Below are 22,997 nucleotides of genomic sequence, written 5' to 3'. Positions count from 1 at the left end.
CAACGGCGTTGCCCGGGATGACGCGCGCAACAGCCAACACCGGGGAGGTCGAGGAGGTCGCTGCCCGCTTTGCGGAGGCGGCAGCCCGCGAACTCGGGGCCGACTGCGTGTACGTGGCGGTCAGCCGGCGCGGCAGGCGGGCGTTCTGGTGGCCGCTCGAGGGACCGCTTTCGCCCGGGGGCTGGCCGTTCGACCACCGGCGGAGCGACCGCGCCTTCGTGGAGGCGGTAGAGCGGGAGGGTGCGGCCGTCATCGCAGATACGCTGGAGCTGCCAAACCCGACGCCGGGCCAGCGGGCGGCGATTGCGGCGGGCGTGCGCAGCACAGTTCGGCTTCCCCTCACCGACGAACGCGGGAGGGCGGTCGGGTTCGTGCTTGCCGGGAGCCTGAGGCCGGGCGCGTTTTCGGGAGAGCACCTCGGGAGGCTGGCGCAGCTGGCCGCCGCTGCGATGGCGGAGCTGCGGCCCCGGCTGCTGCTCGAACGGCTGGAGTTCGAGCGGGAGGTCCGGGCAGCGGAAGCGGACCTGCTGGCCACGATCGCCGCGGCAGAGGACGAGGCGAGCCTGCTGGAGGGCGTCGCGGCGGGTGTGCGTGCGGCCACCGGGGCGGATGCGGTCTTCGTGCTGGTTGAGGGCGGCCCTGGCGGTGAGCGGACGGTGCGGTCGGCGCCGGCCGGCATGCTCACACCGGGGCTGTGGGAGGCGGCGATCGCCGCAGCAACGGACCGGCGGAATCGGCGGCTGACCGAGGAACGGCCGGGCGAGACGTGGGTGCGGGAATCGCTCGACGAGCCGGACCTGATGCCGGCGGAAGCGTTCGCGCGGGAGGCGCTGGGGATGGGGTCGCTGGCGGCGGCGGTGCGGTCGCGCCGCTGGGGCGGGCTGGGGCTGGCGGTGGTGGCGCTGCGGCGGGAGCCGTCGGCCTGGTGCTCGACGGAGCGCAGCTTCCTGGCGCGCGTCGCGAGAGTGGTGGAGCTGGGGGTTGAGCGGCTGCGGCGCGGGGAGCTGGCGGTCGCGCACGCCGTGGCACTCGAGCAGCATGCGGGGATGCTCAGCGTTGCAGCGGAGCTTTTGGAAACGCTCTGGGAGGCCCGGGAGCTGGGGCCGGCCTGCCAGGCGATTGCCGAGCGGCTGCGCGACTACTTCGGCGCCGACCATGTGGCGGTCGGGACCGTCGACCTCGAGCGGCGGCGCCGGGAGCTGCTCGGGCTGAGCTCGGCGGTGATGCGCGCGTCGGACCTGCAGCCGGAGCTGACCGACGCCGACGTGGCCGCCTACCGGGAGGCGCTGGCGCACCGCGACGAGCCCGCCGGGGATATTTTCGCGACGCTGCCGCCCAACCCGGGAACGGCGATCGGGCGGGAACGGGGGCTCCTCTCGGGGATGCGCGTGCCCTTCCGGCTCACCGACGGGACGGTGGGACTGGTGACGGTGGGCAGCAGGCGCGCGCACCGGTACACCCGGGCCGATGAAGAGCGGCTGATGGAGCTGGCGCGGACGCTGGCGGTGGCGATCGACCGGGTCCGGCTGCTCGGGCGGCTGGCGGAGCAATCGGAGCTGCTGGAGGCGAAGACGCGCGTGCTGCTCGCACTCACGCCGGCGGCTTCGATGCGGGACGCGGGTGACGTGTTCGTGCGGGAGGTGCGACGGATCTTCGGCGCATCGCATGCGGTGGTCCTGACCACGGGCCCCGGGGGTCAGCCGAGGCTCTCGGCCGCGAGCGACCACTTTTCGGCCGGGGAGCTGGCCGAACTCGAGCGGGCGGTGCGGGAGGAGCCGGACGCCTGGCGGGGGCTGGTCGTGGGCGGCCCCGTGCTGGTGGAGGATGCCCGGGCCGGGGCGCTCGACCGCGCCACGCAGATGCTTGCGGAGCACGGGCTGCGGAGCGTCATGCGGGCGCCGATCCGGGACGGGGCAGGAGCCGTGCGGGGCATCGCCACCGTGGCAGCGGCGGCGCCGCGCGCCTGGGACGGGGAGGACCTGGCCCAGTTCGGCGAGCTGGCGGCGACGCTGGGCACCGTGCTCGAACGGGCGTACCTCATCGCCTCGGCGCACGAGCAGGCGCAGCGGGCACGGGCCGTGCTCGACCTGCTGGGCGCGCTCGGTGCGCACGACCGACTCGAGGAGATGGCAGCGCAGGTAGCGGGAGCGCTCCGGGCGATGTACGGCGCGGACCAGTGCGCGATCGGGGTCGTCGAAGGGAGCAGCGTGCGGGTCGCGGGGGCCGACCCGGAGGGCGCCGGATGGCGCGCGGGCGATGTGCTGACGGCAGAGGAGGTGTTCGATGCGTGGCCGCCGGCAGGCCCCGTGGTGCACGTCTTCGACGACCTGGCCGCTGCGCCGGGGTTGACGGCGACCGCGGCGGCGGCGCTGGAGGCAGGCATCCGCTCGAGCATGCGGGTGGCGGTCCGCGACGGCGACAGCGTCTGCGGGGTGGTAACCCTCGGGGCGCGCCAGCCGGGCCGATTCGGCCGGGCCGAGGCGGAGCAGCTCGCCCAGGCGGTGCAGCCGCTGGCGCTTGCCATCCGGCACTTCCGCAGCCGCGAGGAGCAGGCCCGGCGGACGGCGCGGCTCGAGGCGACCACGCGCATCCTGGCCCGGCTGAACGCCGGCGGCACGGCCGAGCGGGTGGCCCAGCGGTTCCTCGCGGATTGCCGGGCGCTCTTCGGTGCGGCGTTCGGGGCGGTGTTCCTGGTCGAACCCGGGCAGGCCGTCGCCCGCCGCCTCGCCGTGGACGCCGGCATCGCGCTGCCGGCGGAGGCCTTCGCGGACGAACTGCCGGTCGGCCGGCTGCGGGGCGCCGGATCGGCCGGCCGGGCCGCCCCGGAGTTCGCGGCCGACGCGCGCGACGAGGCCCCGCTGCACGCAGGACACCGGGCGCTGCTGGAGGCCGGCCTCTGTTCGGTCATCCGGGCGCCGCTCGTGGTGCACGATGCGGTACGCGGCCTGGTCGAGCTCTGGGGCGAGGGCACCGGGCGGTTCGGCGCCGAGGATGCCGAGCTGCTGGCGACGCTGGCGGGGCCGCTCGCGCTGGCGCTGGAGAAGGCCTCGGCGCTGGAGTCGCTGGCGGAGAGCGAGCTGAAGTACCGCTCGCTGGTGGCGCAGGCGGAGGAGATGATCCTCACGGTCGATGCGGCCAGCCGGCGCATCCTCGATGCGAACCCGTTCGCGGCACGCGTGCTCGGCTATGCGCAGCGGGAGCTGCAGTCGCTCCGCCTCGACGATATTTCGATGGCAGACGAGGCGGAGCTCGGCGCGTTCATGGCGCGCATCCACGCCGACGGCGAGGTGCACCTCGCCGACGTGCGCTACCGGAAGCGGGACGGCTCGCCGCTCGACGTGGAGGTGGTCGCCTCGCTTGTGGCCTACGGCGGGCGCGAGGCGGTGCTCGTGCTCGCCCGCGATGTGTCGGAACGGAAGGCGCTGCTGGCCCAGCTGATGCAGAGCCAGAAGATGGAATCGCTCGGGACGATGGCCGGCGCAGTGGCGCACGACTTCAACAACCTGCTGACGACGATTCTGGGGTTCGCCGGCCTGCTGAAGCGCTCGCGCAACCTCGACAGCGACGAGCGCGAGAACGTGGCGCTCATCGAGGAGGCGGCCCGCAAGGCGGCCGACCTCACGGGACGGCTGCTGTCGTTCGCACGCGGCGGGCTCGTCCGCTTCGGGCGGGTCGACCTGCTGACGGTGATCGAGGACACGGTGCAGCTGGTGGCGCCGGCAATCAGTTCGCGCATCGCGGTGGACGTGGAGCTGCCGGAGACGCCGCTGATCATCGAGGGCGATTCGGGGCAGCTGCAGCAGGCGCTGACCAACATCGTGCTGAACGCCCGCGATGTGATGCCCGAGGGCGGGCGGATTGCGATCCGCGCGGGCGCGACCGGCCCGCTGGCGTGGGTCGAAATTGCGGACACCGGCCCGGGGATGACCGACGAGGTGCGGATGCGCATCTTCGAGCCGTTTTACACGACGAAGCCGCCGGGCTCGGGGACGGGCCTCGGCATGGCGATTACGTACGGCATCGTGCAGGGGCACCACGGCGATATCACGGTCGACAGCGAGCCCGGGCGCGGGACGACGTTCACCCTCAGCTTCCCGCTGGCGCCCGGCGGGGCCGACGCCACCGGCGACGTCTTTAGCGCAGGCGAGGGGAACCTCGTTCTGGTGGTGGACGACGACCCGATGGTGCGCCGGGCGCTGGCGGCGACGCTCGGTGAACTGGGCTACAACGTGGTGGAGGCGCCGGGCGGCGCGACGGCGGTCGAGATTGTGCGGGCACGGCCGGACCGGTTCGCGGCGGTGCTGCTCGACCTGGTGATGCCGGGGATGACCGGCTCGGAGACGTTCCGGGCGCTGACGGCCATCCGGCCGGACCTGCCGGTGGTGGTGTGCACCGGGTATGCGGCGGACGCGCACATCGATACGGACGTGAAGCGGCGGATTGCGGGGCTGATCCAGAAGCCGTTTACGGCGGAGCGGCTTGCCCGGGCGCTGGAGGCGGCGGGGGCGCGGCCGCGGAGGCGGTAGGGAGGAGGGAGGAGGGAGCTGGGAGCGGGGAGCTGGGAGCTGGGAGCGGGGAGCGGGGAGCTGGGAGCGGGGAGCTGGGAGCGGGGAGCGGGCGTGATGACGGCCTCGGTTGGGTCAAGCTTCAAGCTGGAGCAAGGGGGGAGGAGGGACCATCGTGAGCGGTGAGCGCTCGCGCCGGGGGAAATGGAACGGGGCCCCGCTGGTGCGGGGCCCCGTGGTGGTCACCCGGAGGGTGAAGGCTAGCGGGCGCGCCGGGCGACGGCGAGGCCGCTGACGCCGAAGGCGAGAATGCCGAGGCCGGCGATGGCGAGGAGCCAGCTGGCCGAGGCGCCGCCATCGGTGGCGAGCGTTTCGCCGGTGGACGGCGGCCGCGGGGTCGCCGTGGGCGACGGCGCCGGGGTCGGCGTCGTGTAGGTCAGGTTCAGCTCGTTGAGCTGGTAGTTCCGCCACGTGCCGGACTCCGCGGCCTTCTTGCCGCCGATGTAGAAGCTGACGACCGCGCCGTCGACGCCGCAGTTCGGGTTCGCGCCCGGGTCGAGCGCCGGGACATCGAGGACGTAGCGGGCCTGCCCGCCCTGCGTGAACGTCTGGGTGACGCCGCAGGCGGCGTTGCCGATGCGCGCTTCGATGACGGTGCCGGCCGGAACCGGCTGGCCATCGACGGTGACCGTCCCGACAAACCGGGCCGGCGGGTTCGGCGGCGACTCTGCGGAGACCGTCTGCCCACCAAGGGCGCCGGAGGCCGCGAAGAGCGCGATGCCGAGGACTGCAGCCAGCCATCCGCCAGCGAGCACCTTGAGAACTTTCGTCATGGTTTGCTCCATTCCTGTCTGTACGACCGTTTTCAACCTGCCCGGGCCCGGGGGACCGGCCCGCCCGCGGGGGGCAGGCCGGCCTCCGGGGGCGCCGGTGCTAGTCGACGTTGGTCGCGATAGTCCAGGTGACGGACGACGGACCGGTGATGGCGATCCAGTAGGCCTCGCCAGTCTTGAGGGCGGTCAGGTCGTTCGCGCCGGGCACATCAACGCCCGCCGGGAAGAACCCGAGCCACGCCTGGGCGGCAGCGTTCCAGCCGTAGATGGCGGTGACGCTGTCGGAGATGTCGTTGCCGGCTTCGTTCTTGCCGGTGCCCTTGATGGCATCCATCACCGGGATGTTGTCGGCGCCGGCCCAGGTGATGAGGCTCCAGCGGAAGTTGAGCGTGTAGCTCGTGGTCGTCTGGAGGTCGATGACCCGGTCGAAGCCGATGTTGCCCTCGTCATCCTTCGCAATCACGAGGACGTTGACGATGCCGAGGAGGCTGTTCGAGACCTTGATCCAGGCCTGGCACTCGTCGTCCTGGCCCTCCGCCGCGAGCGGGCTGAGCGGGAACTCCTTGATGCCCGACGTGGCCGGGTTGTTGGCCTTGACGGAGAAGGTCGTCACGCCGGTGGCGAACCGCTTGCCATCGTTGATGGCGCCGCCGCCGGACTGGGCGATGATGATGCCTTCACCGCTGTCGATCAGGAAGTCGACGTTCTCGTTCGGGTCGCCGTTGTAGCGGGCGCCGAGGGCCGAGAAGTCGTTGCCGGCATCCGCGCTGGTGAGGACCGGGTGGAGGCTGACCGCGCCGGACGGCACGGAGCAGAACCCATCGCGGTCGAGCGCGTGGAAGACGACGTAGACGAACTGGTCGGTCTCGCCGGGCTGGATGGAGACGTCCTTGTAGCCGCCCCAGGTCCAGTCGACGGTGACCGCGTTGGACGCGACCGGGAAGTGCTTGCCGCGGAAGTCCGGGTAGTCGGCGGTGGCGGTGATGGTGGCCGTGCCGACCTTGTCGCCGGGCTTGCAGTGCTTGCCGCCGGCGAGCGCGTTGGTGGCGCAGGCCGAGAGGTCGGTCTTGAAGTCGCCGTTGGCAGCGACCATGAACTCGCCGTGGTTGTCGCTGAAGACGACCAGGTCGCGGGCGATGGTCTGGTCACCGTAGGCGCTGCGGATGATGCCGAGCTCGGTGATGTCGGTCGAGCTGAGGGCTTCGCCGATGCCGGCGCTGTTCACGCCGACGCGGACGGGCCGCCAGAACAGGTACGGACCCTGGGCCGAGCCGTTGGTGCCCCAGCTATCCCAGAGGAAGCCGCCGCCGGCAGCGACCGCGCTGATGAACGGGCTCTCGGGGATCTCGGTCCAGTAGTACGGGTTCGGGTAGACCTGAGTGCCGCCGGTAGCCACAGGGTCCGTGTTCGGCGTGCCAAGGTAGTAGACCTCGTCCTTGAACACCGCCTTGATGAAGCCGGTGCCGCGGAGGCCGACGCTGAGGATAGCGGGCGGCATCGGGGCGTCCCACCAGTCGACGTCGAAGTCCTTCCAGGCCGTGTCGCGCACGGTGAAGCCGGACAGGGACGTCGGCGCGGTGGTGCCGAAGCCGTCCTTGCTGAGGCCGACGATATCGAGCGCGCTGTAGGGGCCGATGAACGGCGTGCCGGACGCCTCGAAGATCGCCGTGCCCGCGGGCGGAGCAGCGGTGAAAGCCGGGTTGATCACCAGCGCGGTGCCCGAGCAGGAAATCACCGTGCGGTTGACGGACGGGGAGTTCGAGAAGATGACGATGTCGCCGGTCTGCAGCGAGGCGCAGGTCGTCACGCCGATCGGCGAGGTGGACGTGCCGACGCCGCTGTTGCCGGCGGCGACGACGGCAACGAGGTTAAGGCCGACGCCGCTGTTGGAGGCGAGCGCCAGGCCGAGGGCGTTGTTCGGGGCGATCATGATGTCGTAGTAGGGCCGGAACTGCTCAGCAGTGCCGAACGCCTCTTCGCCATCGGGACCGCCGGCGAGGAGCGGCCAGTCGTTGGGCATGACCCAGCGGTTGGCCGGGCGGACGTTGAGCGGATTGCTCGTATCGGCCGGGCGGCCAGACGGGTTGCTGTTGACGAACCAGCCGGAGACCCGGCCGCGGACGAGGATGTCCCTCGAGACGTTCCACTCCGTGGTGCCGTCGCTGTCATCCTGCGAGGCGTCCCACGGGTTGCCAGGCGCCCAGTCGGGAGCGGTCGAGCCGTTGTGGGTCGGCTTCGAGACCTGCGTGACCAGCGAGAGGTTCACGGTCTCGATCTTCATGTAGTAGACGACCCAGGCGACCTTGGAGGCCGGCTCGCCGGGGATGAACGCTTCGACGTCGACCTGGCCCTGGTCCTCCGACTCGTAGACGGCGACGGAGATGCAGGGGTAGGACGAATCGTTCGCCTGGAAGGTGGCGCTGGCCTCGTCGTTGCCGGAAATCGTGTTGACCGTGCCGCCGGGGATGAAGTTGCCGGGGCTGTTCGCCTGGCGGATGTACGTGACCAGGCCGGTACCCTGCTGGACCGGGCAGGTGGCCTGGGACGACGCCCGGGTGGACGGGTCGAGCGCCCAGTTGTGCTCGAGGACAACGCGCTGGCCGGCCCAGGCGAGGAAGACGTGCTTCGCCGGGATGGACGTCACGAAGTTGAACTCGATGAGCTGGGTCACCGTATTGCCGGTGCCGGAGCCGAGGGCGCCGGGCTCGGTGCCGCGGATGCGGATGACCACGCGCTGGCCGGGAGCGCAGCCGTCCGGGTCGAAGGTGACGTTCGGCTGGCCGCCGACGACGTGCGTGTTCGGTCCGCCGGCCGGCGTGCTGGTCAGCGTGGTGGTGCCGCTGAGCGCGCCGCCCAGGTTGCCGCAGGAGCTGGAGCCGGGTGCGCGGTCGACCGTCCACTGGACGCCGGCGAGCGGCATCGGGCCTTCCTTCTGCCCTGGCGTGTTGGTGTGGCTGCCGCGGAAGACGTCGCTGATGATGACCGGCTCGCCCTGGTACTGGCCGGTGACCGGGTTGAGGGTGACGCCGAGGGTGCGGCTGATGACCGGGGTGGACTCGCTGTTGCCGGTGCCGCTGCCGGTGGCGCCGCCGGAGAGCGTGACGGTGCTGTCCTCGAGGCGGTTCCACTCCTTGACGACGCCCTGGGTGCCGGCCGTGTTGAGGTTGCTGACGTTCGGCCGCCAGAAAACGTTGTAATTCTGGCCATCGGCGCCGACGTAGAGGAGGCTGATCGTCTGGTCGCCGGCATCGAGCGAGCGCCAGGTGATGCAGGTTGCATCCTGGCCGCCGACGCTGCCGACGTAGATCTGCACATCGCTGAAGGTCGGGTCGGTGTCCGCGGTGCTGGCGTAGCCTCCGCCGTTGGTGACGACGATGTTGGAGAGCGTCAGGCCGGGCAGGACCAGGCCCACCGGGGCGATGTCACCGTCACCGCTGTCGAGGTAGTCGCCGTCGTTGTTGGCGTCGTAGCCGGCGGTGGCGACGCAGATGGTGTGCTGCGAGCCGCGGACGTTGTTGTTCACCTCCTGGGCCACGATCGGCAGGCCGTTGTCCGCCATGTGGTAGAGGTGCGGGCGGACGTAGTCCTTGGTGCCTTCCGCGGAGGTGAAGGTCGTGTAGTCGTCGTCTTCAGGGTCGTCGCCGGTGGCGACATCGAGCGAGACGGTGCCGCCGGGGCTCGTGGGCGAGCTGTTGAGGACGGTGACGAGCACGTCGCTGCCGTCGACCTGGATCGACACCAAGCTCAGGCCGGGGCTCAGGTTGACGTCGGCCGCGGTGCACTCCGGCGTGACGCTGTCATTGTCAGTGTCCGAGGCGCAGGTCTCGGTGCCGCTGAAGGTGAAGGTGAAGGTATGCGGGACGCCGAGGGCGTTGGTCGCGCTCTCAGGCGAGACCGAGACGGCGTTGGCAACGGTGTAGGCGCTGTGCGTGGTCCCGGTGCAGCTTACCGTGGTGCCCTCGGTGATCTGGCAGCCGGTCGGGGGGCTAATTGTGCCGCCGCTGTACGGGTTGGTGGCATTGATCGTGATCGTGCCGTTTGTAAACCCGTTAGGGTTCGCGACCGTCGCGCACGTCACGACATTCCCGGGATTGACAGAACACACCGGGATTCCCGGGACGGTTGAGGCGGGGAGACCGTTGATGATGAGGTCGTCATCAAGGTCGATGGTGAATGAACCGCCGCCGGCAGAAGCAGACGGGCTCGGGTTGAACGTCAGTGTGATGGTGTAATTTCGCGAGTCGCCGGGCCCGGTGCCGCCGGTCGAGCTGATGACGGCCGTGGTCGAAGGCAGCGCCGCGGATGACGTCCGCCACTGGCTGCCGAGGGCTGCCGCGACGGCGAAGGCGGCGAGGAGCGCGATGAGCCACGCGACCCTCTTTCCGCCAACGGTCTGAGCAAGTTCCTTACTCAATTGCTGTTACCTCTCCAGTCATGTGAGTCGTTGTGGGTTTCGTTCCCCCGCGGTGTGCGGGGTTCGGAGCGACTCCTGGCTGTGGTTGCGGGGCGATGCGGCCTCGCGGGCCGGTTCCCCGCGGTGTGGGGTTGCTGGCGGGCGCCTGCCTTTGGGGGGCGGGCTCCCGTGTTCCGGATGCGCCCGGACTGCGGGCATTCGTTCTGCAGGTGCTGCCGGCGGGCGCCGGCTTCGGCTGCTGGCGAGGTTGCCCGCTCGTCTGCCGCGCCTGGCCTGGCGCTGGCCATGGGCGGATCCGGGCTTCCCTCTGGTCGGACGGTGGTGTGTGCGGATTTCGTTGGTGCGGGGCCTTCCGCCTGCGGGAGCGTCACGGCGTTCCCGGCGCCGGGCGTGCGGCCGCGCTCAGCGAAGCCCTCCTTTCGTACCGAGTGTGGGATGTTCCTGCCACCCGGCGCGGGTGCGCCGAGGTTGGAGGCTGAAACGGGGAGCGGGGAACAGGGAGCCGGGAGCAGGGACCCCGCCGCTCCGCCCCGCCGAGGCTCCGGGGAGCGGGGAGCGGGGAACAGGGAGCGGGGAGCGGGGCATGGGGCCTCCTGGTGTGACGGACATGATGAGGCGCCGCGGGGTGTGCCCCGGGCGCGGGTAAAGTCTTGCGAAAGGTACTGACCGGTGGTGCAAGGGTCAATCCTTTCGTGGTGGGCGCGTGGAAGCGCGTGGTACGGGGAGCACGGGTGGGTGCTCTCCGTCCGGCGGTAGTAACGCTTTGGGGAAGGGTGGGGTTAACGGGGAGGAGGTTGGAGCTTGGAGCTTGGAGGTTGGAGGTGGGAGGTGGGAGGTTGGAGCTTGGAGGTGGGAGGTTGGAGGTTGGAGGTTGGAGCTTGGAGCTTGGAGGTGGAAAAGCTTCAAGCTTCAAGCTCCAAGCTGGGCGGGGGGAGACGGGGCGGGGGCAAGCTTCAAGCTCCAAGCTTCAAGCTGGGGAGGGGAACCATGGGGTGCGGGGCCAGCTCCAAGCTGGGGAAGGGGGATGGGGTGCAGGGGCAAGCTTCAAGCTCCAAGCTTCAAGCTGGGGAGGGGAACCATGGGGTGCGGGGCCAGCTCCAAGCTGGGGAAGGGGGATGGGGTGCAGGGGCAAGCTTCAAGCTCCAAGCTTCAAGCTGGGGAGGGGAACCATGGGGTGCGGGGCCAAGCTACTTCGGGTTGCGAAGGGAGTCGATCATGGCCTGGACCATGGCGGTGAGCTCGTAGATTTCGGAGTGAAGGGCAGCGTAGGTTCCATCGGGGAGGAGGTTGCGGCAGTGGCAGAGGTAGAGGGCGGCGTCGAGTTCGAAGAGGGAGCCGCGGGCGATGGCAAGGAACCCGGCGAAGTCGTTGCGAGTTCGACGGCCGCGGCCCTCGGCGATGTTGAGGGGAATGGAGAGTGCGGCGCGGGTAATTTGGTCGGCAAGGGCAGGGCGACGGGCGACGGGCCGGGATTCTGCGAGGTCGAGAGCGGCCATGGTGAGTGCGTGCGACCGCCGCCAGACCTCGAGGTTCCGGTAGGGCAGCTCGGGCACGGCGCGGACTTTAGCATAGAGAGCTTGGAGGTTGGAGCTTGGAGCTTGGAGCTTGGAGCTTGGAGGTTGGAGGTTGGAGCTTGGAGGTTGGAGGTTGGAGGTTGGAGGTTGGAGGTGGAAAAGCTTCAAGCTCCAAGCTGGGGAAGGGGGATGGGGTGCAGGGGCAAGCTTCAAGCTTCAAGCTCCAAGCTGGGCGGGGGGAGACGGGGCGGGGGCAAGCTTCAAGCTTCAAGCTTCAAGCTCCAAGCTGGGGAAGGGGGATGGGGTGCAGGGGCAAGCTTCAAGCTATTCCACGATTTCGAGGCGGGCGGAGCCGCGGGCGGTGAGGCCCTGGCAGGCGGGGGTGACGCGTCCGTGGGTGTTGGTGGCGTAGTCGCTGAGGGCGGCGTCGGGCGGGACGGTGAAGGTCCAGCTGACGCGTCCGTTGGGGCCGGTCGGGCTGGGGCCGCCGGAGGCGATGGGGTTGAGGGCGCGGTCGTAGGCGGTGTAGCTGCACGGGATGCCGGCGGGGCCGGGGACGGGGGTGCCGCCGGGCGGGGGCGGCTCCTGGACGATGATGGTGACGGTGACCTGTCCGCCGCGGCTGACGCGGATGGGGTCGACGTGGATGAGCATTTCGAGCGCGGCGCCGGGCGTGGACGTGGGCGTGGGCGTGGGGCCGAAGGGCTGGTCCGGGCTGCAAGTTGCGCCTTCGGGCATGGCGAAGGCGAGGACGGGTGCGAGTTCGATGCCGGAGGGTGCGCCGTCGGTGCCGGTGGTGCGCGGTTCGCCCCAGGCGGGGACGCCGACGAGCGCGGCCTGGCCGCCGAGGGTGCGCCAGCTGGCGGATGGGGGGACGCCGCAGCGGTTGATGAAGGCGACGCGGGCGGCTTCGATGGCGGCGCGGTCGGCTTCGCTGGCGCCTTCGGTGCAGCCGGGCGCGGGGAGGCGTGCGCGGAGGGGGGGGCCATCGGGGCTGGCGGAGAGGAGGAGGTCGATGGTGCCGTCGCGGGCGCGGATGGCGGCGCGGAGCCAGGCGGTGAGCTGGACGGCGCGTCCTTCGGTGGGGAGGTGGCGGGGGCTGGCGGCGGCCAGGCCGGGGGCCGGTCGAGGGCGAGGAGGCCGGCGATGGCGGCGGGCGCGGGGGTGCGGTCGACGGCGGCGGCTGCGGGGTCGGCGAGGGCGCGGACGTCGGCGCGGTAGCCGCAGGCGGAGGCGGGGGAAGGGTGGGGGTGGGGGTGGGGGTGCCGGCGGGGAGGGTGGCGAGGCCGGGGGCGGAATCGGCGGCGAGGGCGGGTGCGACGGCGCGGTGGGGGCGGTCGCCGCCGGGGGCCTGGGCGTGGGGCCGGGGGGCGGGCGCGGCGGCGAGGAGGAGGGCGGCGCCGAGGAGCGCGGCGGCGAGGGCGGCGAGGGAGCGCATGGGGGAAGTGTGGGGCACGGCGGCGTTTGCCGGAACGGGGAGATGGTAAGCGGCGGGCAAAATGTGTCGGCGGGGGCGTGTGCGGCGTTCCGCGTTCGGGCCGGCGGGGCGACACTGTTTGGGTGATGCGCGGGCTGGGGCTCCGGGAGATTGTTGCGCTGCTGGCGCTGGCGGTGGTGGGGGTGATTGCGTTCCAGTTCCTCGACCCGGCGGCGAGCGAGGGCGGGGTTCGTTCGACGCCGACGCGTGGTCCGGCGGCGACGGTGACGGCGGAGGTGACGGCGCCGGTTTCGACGCCGACGCCGACGGCTTCGCCGACTGCGACGCCGACGCCGCTGCCGCTGCGGGAGCTGGCGCGGCCGGCGCGGTTCCGGGTGGAGGTGTTCGATGACCGGCCGACGAGCGGGCATGTGAAGGTGGCGGACGGCGCGGTGGAGGGGCTGGCGCTGTCGTACGCGGGGGCGCCGTTCCCGGACCTGGTGGACGACCGGTGGAGCCTGGTGGCGAGCGCGCCGGTGGAGCTGCCGGAGGCGGGGCGGTACCGGTTTGTGCTGGTCTACCGCGGGGAGGTGACGGTGCGGGTGGACGGGGAGGAGGCGGCGCGGGCGGCGGGGCCGTCGGAGGCGGGACGGCTGGAGGTGGTGTTCAGCCACGGGGGCGGGACGGCGCTGCTGGAGATTGAGCTGCGTGACCGGGGCGGGGTTGCGGAGGTGCGGTGGGAGTAGGGAGGAGGGAGCTTGGAGGTTGGAGGTTGGAGGTGTTGGATAGCTCCAAGCTGGGGGGTGGCGGGGACGATGGGGCGGGGGAAAGCTTCAAGCTCAGCGCGGCGGGGGGGCGGAGGCGGCGGGGGAGAAGCGGAGGTAGGCGAGGCGCCAGGCGATGGTGAGGCCGGCGAGGGCGGCGACGAGGGCGAGGGCGAGGTAGCACTGGCCGAGGACGGCGCCGATGGCGAGGAGGAGGGAGCGAACATCGCGGCTGGCGAGGCCGAAGATGCGGTCGAGGTTGCCCTGGCGGGCGACGTGGGGGAGGTCGGCTTCGATGCGGGCGCGGCTGTAGCTGACGATGAGTGAGGCGCCGAGGGCGAGCATGCCGACGAATTCGGGGCGGGGCCAGTCTTCGAAGCGGGCGGCGTAGACGGTCATGCCGGCGATGAGCGCGGCGTCGGCGTAGCGGTCGGTGACGGCATCGAAGATGGCGCCGAAGCGGGTGGCGGCGTTTTTGAGGCGGGCGAGTTCGCCGTCGACGCCATCGATGACGCTGACGGCCTGGATGGCGATGCCGCCGGCAATGTTCCAGCCTGCGGCGAGCATGGCGCCGGCTGCGACGGCGAGGAGGAGGGTGAAGGCGGTGACCTGGTTGGGGGTGACGGGGGTGCGGCGGAGGGCGCGGGCGGCGGGCCGGCTGAGGGGTCGGTTGAGGTAGCGGGAGACGAGGCCGTCGTAGCTCATCGACGGGCGGCGAGGAGAGCGGCGGCGGCTTCGAGGTCGGCGCCGGTATCGATGTCGTACCAGTGGGCGCCGCCGATGTCGACGGCGCGGAGGGCGCGGCGAGCGGCGAGGATGGAGAAGATGGTGGAGAGTTCGCAGCTTTCGGGGGCGGCGTCGAGGGCGTCCCAGGCGGCGGGGTCGAGGAGGAAGGCGCCGGTATCGAGGGCGTCGTAGGGTTCGAGGTGCTTGCCGATGGCGGTGACGAAGCCGTCGGGGTCGAGGGCGAGGCGGGTGGCTTCGTCGAGGTAGTCGGCGGGCCAGCGCGTGGGGGTATCGGCGGCGACGAGGGAGACGCCGGGGGGCGTGTGGGCGCGGGCATCGAGGAGGCGGCGGATGATCGGTTCGGAGAGGAGGTGGTCGGCCATGAGGAGGAGGAAGGGTTCGCTGCCGGCCCACTGGCGGGCGGCGGCGAGGGAGAGGGAGGCGCCTTCACGGAAGCGGGCGTTGTAGATAAAGGAAAGGCTGAGGCCGCGGGCGTCGGCGGCGAGCGCTTCGCCGAGCTGGCCGGCGCGGTAGCCGATGACGACGGCGGTTTCGCAGACGCCGGCGGCGGCGAGGGCTTCGAGGGTGTAGCTGATGATGGGCCGGCCGGCGATTTCGACGAGGGGCTTGGGGCGTTCGCGGGTGAGGGCGCCGAGGCGGCCGCCATCGCCGGCGGCGAGGATAAGGGCGTTCACCAGCGGGCCCGGGCGAGAGAGCGCATGGGGATATGGTAGCGGGTGCGAGGGAGATCGCGTATGGGCGGCGCGGGAGTTAGGATGGGAAAGCCGGGCGAAACCCCGGAGTCCAGCGGGAGGGTGGACTGCCCATGTGGAAGACGATTGGCTACCTGACGCTGCTCTGCGGCGTCTTCATCGCGATGCTGATCTCGCTGTCCATCATCGGCATCAAGGGCTGAGGCGGGGGCACGCCCGCGGGGGCGGATGCCGCGTCAGCGACGGAAAACGCGACGGCGGCCAGCTGGAGGGAGAAGCTGGCCGCCGTTTCTTGCGCATGCTGCAGGGGCATGCTCAGCGCATATGTACTGTGCACCGGGCAGTGTTAGGCGGTGGTTAACGGCCTGCCCTTTCATTCCGGGCGGGATTGCGTCAGGCTAAACGGGTGACGCAGACAGCACAGGCGCCGCTGCCGGGGCTGCAGGATGGAACGGCCCTCCGGGGGCTGACCTCGGCGGAGGCGATGGCGCGCGCCGCCGCGGGGCTGACCAACCGGGACGGGGGGCGGATCCGGACCGACGCGGACGTCATCCGCGCGAACGTCCTGACGTTCTTCAACGTGATCCTCGGGTCGCTCATCCTTGCGCTGCTGGCGATCGGCGAGTTCAAGGACGGGTTTTTCGTCGGGATTGTGGTCATCGCCAATGTGCTCGTGGCCACGCTGCAGGAGCTGAAGGCGACGCGGACGCTGCGGGAGCTCCGGGCGCTGACGGCGCCGCAGGTGACGGTGGTGCGCGACGGGGTGGAGATCGACATCCCTGCGGAGGATGTGGTGCAGGGCGACCTGGTGCACCTGAAGAAGGGGGACCAGGTGGTGGCCGATGGGCCGATTGTGGCGCGCGAGGCGGAGATCGACGAATCGCTGCTGACGGGCGAATCGGAGTCGGTGAAGCGCCGGCCGGGCGACGAGCTGCGGAGCGGGAGCTTCTGCACGACGGGGGACTGCTACTACCTGGCGGAGAAGGTGGGGATGGAGGCGTACGCCATGCGGCTCACGGCGGATGCGCGGCAGCTGGTGAAGCGGCTGACGCCGCTGCAGATCCGGTTCAAGCGGATCCTGCGGGTGCTGCTGACGGCGACCGGGGTGCTCGCCGCCGCGCTCCTTATCCAGTACACGATGAACGACCGGGGGCTGGCCGACGCGCTGAAGGCAACGACAGCCACGGTGACGACGGTCGTGCCGACGGGGCTGCTGTTGGGGATGACGGTGGCGTTCGCGGTCGGGGCGGTGCGGGTGTCGCGGGCGGGGGCGATTGTGCAGGACATCAATGCGGTCGAGGCGCTGAACTATGTCGACGTGATCTGCCTCGACAAGACGGGGACGATAACGGCGAACCGGATGTCGCTCCGGGAGGTGCGGTGGGTGCCCGGGGCGGAGGGGTATGCGGGCTGGCTGGGGGCGTTCGCCGCGGCGAGCCGGGAGGAGAGCAAGACGGCCGAGGCGCTGGCGGAGGCGCTGGGGAACACGACGAACCTCGCCCGGCCGACCGGTTCGGTGCCGTTCAACTCGGAGCGGCGGTGGAGCGCCGTCCGGCTGGAGAAGGACGGCGAGGTGCGGACGTTCGTGCTCGGCGCGCCGGAGACGGTGCTGCCCCGATGCGTGAACGGCGCGGAGCTGGAGGCGGCCTACCGGGAGGCGGCGGAACACGGCCTGCGCGGGGTGGTCTTCGCCGAGGCGGAGCGGCTGCCCGGCGCGGACGAGGACCCGGGCACGCTCCGGGCGCTGGCGCTGCTGACGCTGGCCGATGAGTTGCGGCCGGAGGTGCGGAACGCCTTTGCGATGATGGAGCAGCTCGGGATCGAGCCGAAGATCATCTCCGGCGACAACCCGGAGACCGTGCGGGCGCTGCTGGCGCAGCTCGGCATCCGGCTGAAGGGCGGGGTCGTCGCGGGGCCGCAGCTCGAGCCGCTCGACGGGGAGGCGTTCCTGCGGGCGGTGGAGGAGCACAGCGTGTTCGGGCGGGTCACGCCGGCGCTCAAGGCGCGCATCGTGGCGGCGCTGAAGGAACAGGGGCACTTCGTGGCGATGGTGGGCGACGGTGCGAACGATGTGCAGGCGCTGCGGACGGCCGACGTTGCGGTTTCGATGGCGAGCGGCACCTCGATGACGCGGGCGGTGGCCGGGATTGTGCTGCTGAACGATTCGTTCCTTGCGCTTATCCGGGGGGCGAAGGAGGCGACGGCGGTGCTCGGGAATGCGGCCCGGCTGAGCAAGCTGTTCATCGCGAAGAGCCTGTACGCCTACCTGATCATCGTGGCGACGAACATGCTGGGGCTCGACTTCCCCTTCCTGCCGCGGCACGGCTCGCTGACGGCGCTGCTGACGCTGGGCATCCCGGCGGTGTTCATTTCGATCAGCGTGCCGCCGCCTGATGCGGGGCGCGACTTCACGCGGAACGTGCTGCGCTGGGCGCTGCCGGCTTCGGTGGCGCTGGCGGTGGCGGCGATCCTGGTGCACCTGCTGACGGAGGGGCTGCTCCGGCGGGACATTGCGGAGGCGAGGACGCTGGTGTCGCTGACGATGGGGATTACGGGGCTCTTCTTCATGGTGGAGGTGCTCGGGTTCCAGGGCGCCTCCTGGCGGAGCCTGACCCGGCCGGTGCTGACGAGCGTGCTCGGCATCCTGCTGGTGGCCGGCTTCCTTGTGACGATCTACACGCCGCGGCTCCGCGCGTTCTTCGATTTCACCGAGGTGCACACCGGCGACTGGGTCATTGTGCTGACGGCTGTCGCGGGGGCGCTGCTCGGACAGTACCTGCTCAGCCGGTACTGGCAGCAGGTGCTCGACTTCCTGACGGCGAAGCCGGGCAAAGAGGAGCGGCTGCGGGGCCGGGCAATCTGAGGAGCGGGCGGCTGGTGTAGACTCCCGCGCGACGCTGGTCGGGAGGAAAGCTGATGCCGGGAACCGTGCTGTACGAACGCGAGGGACGGGTCGCTGTCATCACGTACAACCGCCCCGAGGCGCTGAACGCGATTAACGCGGAGCTGCGGGAGGACCTCGACGCGGCGTGGGTGCGCTTCCGGGACGACGAGGACGCGTGGGTGGCGATCGTGACGGGCGCCGGGCGGGCGTTCTGCGCAGGGGCCGACCTGCGCGGGGCGGCGCCGCCGCGGGGGGCGACCCACTGGGAGACGCCGAGCCTGACGTCGCTGGAGAACGGGCTCGAAATCTGGAAACCGACCATCGCAGCGGTGAACGGCTACTGCCTGGGATTCGGCTGCACGCTGGCGGCGGCCTGCGACTTCGTGATCGCGAGCGAGCGGGCGGAGTTCGGCTTCCCGGAGGTGCGGCTGGGCATCCCGACGATCCAGGGGGCGGTGCGGATGCCGCAGAAGGTCGGCTGGCAGTATGCGATGGAGCTGCTGCTCATCGGGGAGCGGGTCGATGCCTACCGGGCGAAGGAGATGGGGCTGGCCTGGAAGGTGGTTCCGCACGAGCGGCTGATGGACGAGGCGCGGGCGCTGGCGGAGCGGCTGCTGAAATCGGCGCCGCTGGCGGTGCGGGCGACGAAGGAGGTCGCCTGGCGGGGGCAGCAGATGCCGTGGGTGGAGGCGATCCGGTTCGGCGAGACGATGCGGCGCGTGGCCCAGGCGACGGAGGATGCGCGGGAGGGGATGGCGGCCGCGCGTGAGCGGCGCGAGCCGCAGTGGAAGGGCCGCTGAGGGCCGCGCTACCGGAGGGCAGCGAGGACGATATCGCGGGCGATCGGCCCGGCTTCGATGGAGCCGGACTTGCCGTCATCGAGGACGACGGCGGCGATGGCCCGGGGCTGTTTCGCCGGGCTCATGGCGACGAAGAGGACGTGCGCCTGTGCGTTGGCATCTTCGGCGGTGCCGGATTTGCCGGCGAAGTCGGTATAGCCGGCGAGCGCGAAGGCGGCAGCGGCGGTGCCGCGGGGGCCGGTGACGAGTTCGAGGCCGCGCTGGAGGTGGGCGTGCTGCTCCGGGGTAAGCGGGAGCGTGCCGCGGACGGTTGCCTCGGCCTCCTGGAGGAGGCGCGGGGTGCGGAGCTGGCCGGTGACGAAGGTGCTGTAGGCGTTGGCGAGCTGGAGCGGGGTGATGAGGAGGTCGCCCTGGCCGATGCCGAGGTTGACTTCGTCGCCGGGGTACCAGGGCTGGCCGGTGGCCCGGCGTTTCCAGGCGGCATCGGGCACGAGGCCGGCTTCTTCGACGACGCCGACGGTGCCGGTCGGGGCGCCGAAGCCGAACTGGCGGGCCATGGCGGCGAGGGCGTCATCGAACTGGTTGTAGAGGCGGAGGGCGATTTCATAGAAGACGGGGTTGCAGGAGCGCATGAGCGCCTCGGCGATGGTGAGGGGGCCCTGGCTCCCCTCCCAGTTTCGGCGGGGCGGGTCGACGCCGTACCAGACGGCTCCGCAGTCGAGCCGGTCGTTCGGGGTGAGACCGAGGTAGACCATGCCGGCGGCGCCGGTCACGAGCTTGAAGGTGGAGCCTGCGGAGTAGAGGCCGGTGGCCGCGCGGTTGGCGAGCGGGGCGCCGGGCGCGGCCGTGATGGCGGCGAGGGCAGCGGCATCGCCGCGTTCGAAGGCGTTGGGGTCGAAGCTGGGGGAGCTGACGAGGGCGAGGAGGTCGTTGGTGGCGGGGTCGATGACGACGGCGGCGCCGGCGCGGCCGCCCAGGCGTTCGTGGGCGCGCTGGAGGACCCGGGCATCGAGGGTGGTGTAGAGGTCTTCGCCCTGGCGGAAGGGGCGGGAGATGAGCACTTCGGCGACGGCGCCGTCGGGGCCGATGAGGCGGAGTTCGGCGCCGATGCTCCCGGCGAGACGGTCGTTGAAGGTGGCTTCGAGGCCGGCGGCGCCGACGCGGTCGCCGGGGCGGAAGCCCTGGCCGGCGCGGGCGTTGAGCTCCTCGGCGGTGTACTCGCGGGTGTAGCCGACGACGTGGGCTGCGGCCGGGCCGAGGGGGTGCACGCGCTGGGTTTCGACGTAGATGATGACGCCCTGGAAGGGGCGGAGGAGCCGGTTGGCCTCTTCGACGCGGTCGTCGGGGATTGGGCCGACGCGGACGCGGTGGTTGAGGGGCCTGGGCGAGTTGAAGGCAGCTTCGACCTGCTCGGGGGTGAAGCCGAAGGCGAGGAGGGCCGCTTCGAGGCCGGGGCGGTCGGTGATGACGCTGCGGTTGAGCCCGACGTGGCGGATTTCGCGGGTGACGGCGAGTTCGATACCGTTCCGGTCGTAGATGGTGCCGCGGACGGGGCGCGTGATGACGGAGCTGAATGCGTAGCCGCCGGCGAGGCGGGGATGGATGGCGGCGGGAGTCCAGTCGATAAGGTAACGGCCCGGTGCAGGGACGAGGGGGAGGGTGGTGGAGTATTCGAGCGTGCCGAAATAGGCTGTAGCGAGGCGCACGTCGAGGCGGGCGGCGGAGCCGTTCACATCGGCGACCCGCACGTCGGTCCCGGTTACCGTGAGCTGCTCTTCGAAGGCGCGGTAGGCATCGGCGAAGGCTTCGTAGCTGTAGGTGCGCTGGGCGGCCGGGGAGAGGAGCAGGTAGCGGGCCTGGAGGTCACCGGCGGCCCAGGCGGCGGCGAACCCGGCGGCGGCTGCGGCGGGGGAGCCGGGCTCGGGCGCTGCGGCGGAGGGGGAATCGCTGCCGCCCCGGGAGGCGGCCCACCGCGCGCCGGCCACGGCGCCGCCGGCCAGGAGGCCAATGATGATGGCTGCAAGGAAGACTGCGCGCACGGGCATGCGCCGCTCCTCGTGGGTCCCCGCCAGCTGGATTGTAGCAGCGCTGCTGGCGCTGACCGGGCTGGCCTTTACCGGCTGCCGGACCGAGGGCGCGGAGGATACCGGGGCGCCGGAGGCCGGACCGGCGGGCCCCGGCCCGACGGTGGTGCGGCCCGAGCCGGCGGGCGAGCCGCGGACGGTGCTGCTCGGCTTCAGCTCGCTGCCGGCGGAGCTGACGAGCGAGTCGTACATCCAGGCGTTCGCGACGGCGGCGCAGTACGCCGACCTCCTCCTCATCCAGCGGACGCCGCCGTGGGCGGAGTTCCTCCCGGGCGGGACGATTTCGAACGCAACGGCGGAGACGACGCGGCTGGAGACGGCACTCTTAAAGCAGTACAGCAATCTCCGGCTCTACTACGCGATCGACCCGACGGATGGGGCGGTGCAGCGGAGCCGGCTGGCGAACCTGCCGTCGTCGGTCGATGTGCAGGCCGGGTTCGAAGACCCGGGCGTGCGGGCCGCGTTCGTGGCCTATGCCGCCTACATCGCGAAGAACTACAAGCCGGCGTACATGGCGCTCGGGCTGGAGATCAACATGACGTATGAGCGGGCGCCGCGGCAGTTCGAGGCGTTCGCGACGCTGTACGACGAGGCGTACGCGGTGGTGAAGGGGAACAGCCCGGGGACGAAGGTGTTCCCGACGTGGCAGCTGGAGGACCTCGAGGGGACGTTCGGGCAGGTGCACCCGCCGCGGTGGGAGCTGATCGAACGGTTCCGCGGGAGGATGGACGTGCTGGCGGTCAGCACCTACCCGTTCCTGGGCGAGGTGCGGAGCGTGGCCGACATCCGCGAGGATTACTACCGCCAGCTTCGGACGCGCTGGGACGGGGAGATCCTGGTGGCGGAGACGGGCTATCCGTCGGCGCCAGTGGAGGGCCGGGAGGCGGTCGGCACGGAAGCGGAGCAGAAGGCGTACCTGCAGCGGGTGCTGACGGAGGCGGAGGCGCTCGGGTTCAGCGGGGTGGTGTGGTTCGCGGCGCTCGACCCGGCGTTTGCGACGACCGGCCCGGCGGTGGCGTTCAAGGATATCGGGCTGCGGCGCTCGGATGGGTCGAACAAGCAGGCGTGGGCGCTCTGGGAGGAGTGGGCGCGGCGCCCGCTGGCAGACGGCAGGCGATAGGGGCCTGCGCGGCGCTCAGGCGCCGGGCGTGGGGGCTGCGGGACGTTCTTCGTCGATGGCGGGGGTGTTGGCGCCGAGGCTCTCGGCGAGCTGGAGCCGGTCGAGGATTTCCCGGCGGGTGACGAGGCCGACCATCCGGCCGTTTTCGAGGACGGGCACCTGGTTGAGCGCCTTCTCGCCGAGGAGCGCCAGGACATCGACCGCGGGGGTTGCGGCGTCGACGGTGATCACGCGCTCGCGGGGGGTCATGGCGGCCTGGGCCGGGGTGTAGGGCCATTCCGAGCGGGGGACGCGGCGGATATCGGTGACGGTGAGGATGCCGAGGACAACGCCGCCGTTTTCGACGATGACGGCGCGCTCGCCCTGGCCGACCATGTACTCATCGACAACGGCCTGGAGCGGGAGGCCGGGGACGACAGTGGGGAAGTCGGCGCGCATGACATCGCGGGCGGTGAGGCGCCGGAGGACGCCTTCGAGCTGGAGGTTGGAGGCTTCCCCCCGGGCGGCGCCGAGGAGGAACCAGCCGATGAACATGAGCCAGAGCCCATCGAGGAGGAAGCCGCCGAGGAGGATGAAGAAACCGATGGTCATGAGCATGTAGCCGAAGAGCTCGCCGACGCCGGCGGCGGTGCGGGTGGCCTTGCGGAAGCTGCCGCTCCGCTTCCAGGCGATGGAGCGGAGGACGCGGCCGCCATCGAGCGGGAAGCCGGGGAGCATGTTGAAGACGCCGAGGAGGGCGTTGACCGCGGCGAGGTAGTAGAGGATGGCCTCGAGCTGCTCGTTGAGGGAGCCGAGGAGGAGGGCGGCCAGGCCGGTGACGGCGGCGATGACGAAACTGGTGGCGGGGCCGGCCGCGGCAATCTGGAACTCCTCACCGGCGGAAGACGGCTGGCGGGCAAGGTGGGAGACGCCGCCGAAGATGAAGAGGGTGATGCGCGGCACGGGGAGGCCGCGGCGTTTCGCGACCAGCGCATGGGCGAGCTCGTGGAGGAGGACGGTGAAGAAGAGGAGGAAAGCGGCCGTGACGCCGACCGCCCAGTAGGTGCCGGTGCCCCAGCCCTCGTAGCGGGCGGGGAAGAGCCCCTCAGAGAGGGAGTAGGAGAGGAAGGCGAGGATCAGGAACCACGAGGGGTGGACTTCGATGTCGATGCCGAAGAGGCGGGCGACGCGCAGGGATCCGCCGAACACAGGCTCAGCATACCGGAAACGGCGGACCGACGCGG

At 71.3% G+C, this 22,997-nt stretch carries 13 protein-coding genes; 5 read left to right on the top strand and 8 right to left on the bottom strand.

The annotated features are described in order from the left end of the window. Positions 1-17 precede the first annotated feature (17 nt). Positions 18-4,526, top strand: coding sequence for a GAF domain-containing protein (locus A9A59_RS03450; RefSeq protein ID WP_133117498.1), 4,509 nt, complete (start codon positions 18-20; stop codon positions 4,524-4,526). Positions 4,527-4,765: 239 nt separating this feature from the next. Here A9A59_RS03450 and A9A59_RS03445 read toward each other — a convergent pair whose 3' ends face one another. The 4 genes from A9A59_RS03445 to A9A59_RS13970 all read right to left on the bottom strand — a co-directional run bounded on the left by A9A59_RS03445 (position 4,766) and on the right by A9A59_RS13970 (position 12,004). Further along, positions 4,766-5,338 (bottom strand): hypothetical protein, encoded by a 573-nt coding sequence (locus A9A59_RS03445; RefSeq protein WP_133117497.1) that lies wholly within the window; start codon positions 5,336-5,338, stop codon positions 4,766-4,768. A 100-nt stretch (positions 5,339-5,438) separates the two neighbouring features. Further along, the gene (locus A9A59_RS03440; RefSeq protein ID WP_098502945.1) at positions 5,439-9,752 is read right to left on the bottom strand and encodes a hypothetical protein; all 4,314 of its coding nucleotides are present in this window, start codon (positions 9,750-9,752) and stop codon (positions 5,439-5,441) included. Between the two features lie 1,187 nt (positions 9,753-10,939). After that, the gene (locus A9A59_RS03430; protein ID WP_278286771.1) at positions 10,940-11,305 is read right to left on the bottom strand and encodes a four helix bundle protein; all 366 of its coding nucleotides are present in this window, start codon (positions 11,303-11,305) and stop codon (positions 10,940-10,942) included. A 285-nt stretch (positions 11,306-11,590) separates the two neighbouring features. After that, positions 11,591-12,004, bottom strand: coding sequence for a hypothetical protein (locus tag A9A59_RS13970; RefSeq protein WP_165772378.1), 414 nt, complete (start codon positions 12,002-12,004; stop codon positions 11,591-11,593). Between the two features lie 825 nt (positions 12,005-12,829). Here A9A59_RS13970 and A9A59_RS03420 point away from each other — a divergent pair. After that, positions 12,830-13,429 carry a PA14 domain-containing protein gene (locus tag A9A59_RS03420; RefSeq protein WP_133117496.1) on the top strand — a complete coding sequence of 200 codons (600 nt, stop codon included), beginning with the start codon at positions 12,830-12,832 and terminating at the stop codon, positions 13,427-13,429. A 93-nt stretch (positions 13,430-13,522) separates the two neighbouring features. On the opposite strand, the gene A9A59_RS03415 is transcribed toward A9A59_RS03420, so the two are convergent. Continuing rightward, positions 13,523-14,152 (bottom strand): CDP-alcohol phosphatidyltransferase family protein, encoded by a 630-nt coding sequence (locus tag A9A59_RS03415; RefSeq protein WP_098502942.1) that lies wholly within the window; start codon positions 14,150-14,152, stop codon positions 13,523-13,525. After that, the gene (locus tag A9A59_RS03410) at positions 14,149-14,868 is read right to left on the bottom strand and encodes a phosphocholine cytidylyltransferase family protein (protein ID WP_106427052.1); all 720 of its coding nucleotides are present in this window, start codon (positions 14,866-14,868) and stop codon (positions 14,149-14,151) included. The genes A9A59_RS03415 and A9A59_RS03410 overlap by 4 nt, the downstream gene beginning before the upstream one ends. A 424-nt stretch (positions 14,869-15,292) precedes the next feature. Here A9A59_RS03410 and A9A59_RS03405 point away from each other — a divergent pair, with 424 nt between their 5' ends. Together A9A59_RS03405 and A9A59_RS03400 are read left to right on the top strand one after the other, a co-directional pair. Beyond that, positions 15,293-17,749: an HAD-IC family P-type ATPase gene (locus A9A59_RS03405; protein WP_098502940.1), complete on the top strand. Its 2,457-nt coding sequence runs from the start codon at positions 15,293-15,295 to the stop codon at positions 17,747-17,749. A 53-nt stretch (positions 17,750-17,802) separates the two neighbouring features. Beyond that, positions 17,803-18,570, top strand: a complete 768-nt coding sequence (locus A9A59_RS03400) for an enoyl-CoA hydratase/isomerase family protein (RefSeq protein WP_098502939.1) — start codon at positions 17,803-17,805, stop codon at positions 18,568-18,570. 8 nt (positions 18,571-18,578) lie between these two features. Here the strand turns inward: A9A59_RS03400 and A9A59_RS03395 are convergent, their stop codons facing one another. Beyond that, positions 18,579-20,615 carry a penicillin-binding transpeptidase domain-containing protein gene (locus tag A9A59_RS03395; RefSeq protein ID WP_165772471.1) on the bottom strand — a complete coding sequence of 679 codons (2,037 nt, stop codon included), beginning with the start codon at positions 20,613-20,615 and terminating at the stop codon, positions 18,579-18,581. Between A9A59_RS03395 and A9A59_RS03390 the strand changes: the two genes are divergently transcribed. Next, complete coding sequence (locus A9A59_RS03390; protein ID WP_165772470.1) at positions 20,581-21,774, top strand: glycoside hydrolase family protein; 1,194 nt, start codon at positions 20,581-20,583, stop codon at positions 21,772-21,774. The genes A9A59_RS03395 and A9A59_RS03390 overlap by 35 nt on opposite strands. 15 nt (positions 21,775-21,789) lie before the next feature. Here A9A59_RS03390 and A9A59_RS03385 read toward each other — a convergent pair whose 3' ends face one another. After that, positions 21,790-22,962, bottom strand: a complete 1,173-nt coding sequence (locus A9A59_RS03385) for a site-2 protease family protein (protein ID WP_098502936.1) — start codon at positions 22,960-22,962, stop codon at positions 21,790-21,792. Between the last annotated feature and the right edge of the window lie 35 nt (positions 22,963-22,997).

It is taken from the genome of Tepidiforma thermophila (assembly GCF_002563855.1).
Classification (GTDB): domain Bacteria; phylum Chloroflexota; class Dehalococcoidia; order Tepidiformales; family Tepidiformaceae; genus Tepidiforma; species Tepidiforma thermophila.
Note: the sequence above shows the minus strand (reverse complement) of the source record. Positions and strands in the feature narration are given on the sequence as shown.

What these genes read in the sequence shown, in the direction of transcription:
- A9A59_RS03395 (WP_165772471.1), bottom strand. Translation starts at nt 20,615, where the DNA reads ATGCCCGTGCGCGCAGTCTTCCTTGCAGCCATCATCATTGGCCTCCTG.
- A9A59_RS03400 (WP_098502939.1), top strand. Translation starts at nt 17,803, where the DNA reads ATGCCGGGAACCGTGCTGTACGAACGCGAGGGACGGGTCGCTGTCATC.
- A9A59_RS03450 (WP_133117498.1), top strand. Translation starts at nt 18, where the DNA reads ATGACGCGCGCAACAGCCAACACCGGGGAGGTCGAGGAGGTCGCTGCC.
- A9A59_RS03390 (WP_165772470.1), top strand. Translation starts at nt 20,581, where the DNA reads ATGATGGCTGCAAGGAAGACTGCGCGCACGGGCATGCGCCGCTCCTCG.
- A9A59_RS03445 (WP_133117497.1), bottom strand. Translation starts at nt 5,338, where the DNA reads ATGACGAAAGTTCTCAAGGTGCTCGCTGGCGGATGGCTGGCTGCAGTC.
- A9A59_RS13970 (WP_165772378.1), bottom strand. Translation starts at nt 12,004, where the DNA reads ATGCCCGAAGGCGCAACTTGCAGCCCGGACCAGCCCTTCGGCCCCACG.
- A9A59_RS03415 (WP_098502942.1), bottom strand. Translation starts at nt 14,152, where the DNA reads ATGAGCTACGACGGCCTCGTCTCCCGCTACCTCAACCGACCCCTCAGC.
- A9A59_RS03420 (WP_133117496.1), top strand. Translation starts at nt 12,830, where the DNA reads ATGCGCGGGCTGGGGCTCCGGGAGATTGTTGCGCTGCTGGCGCTGGCG.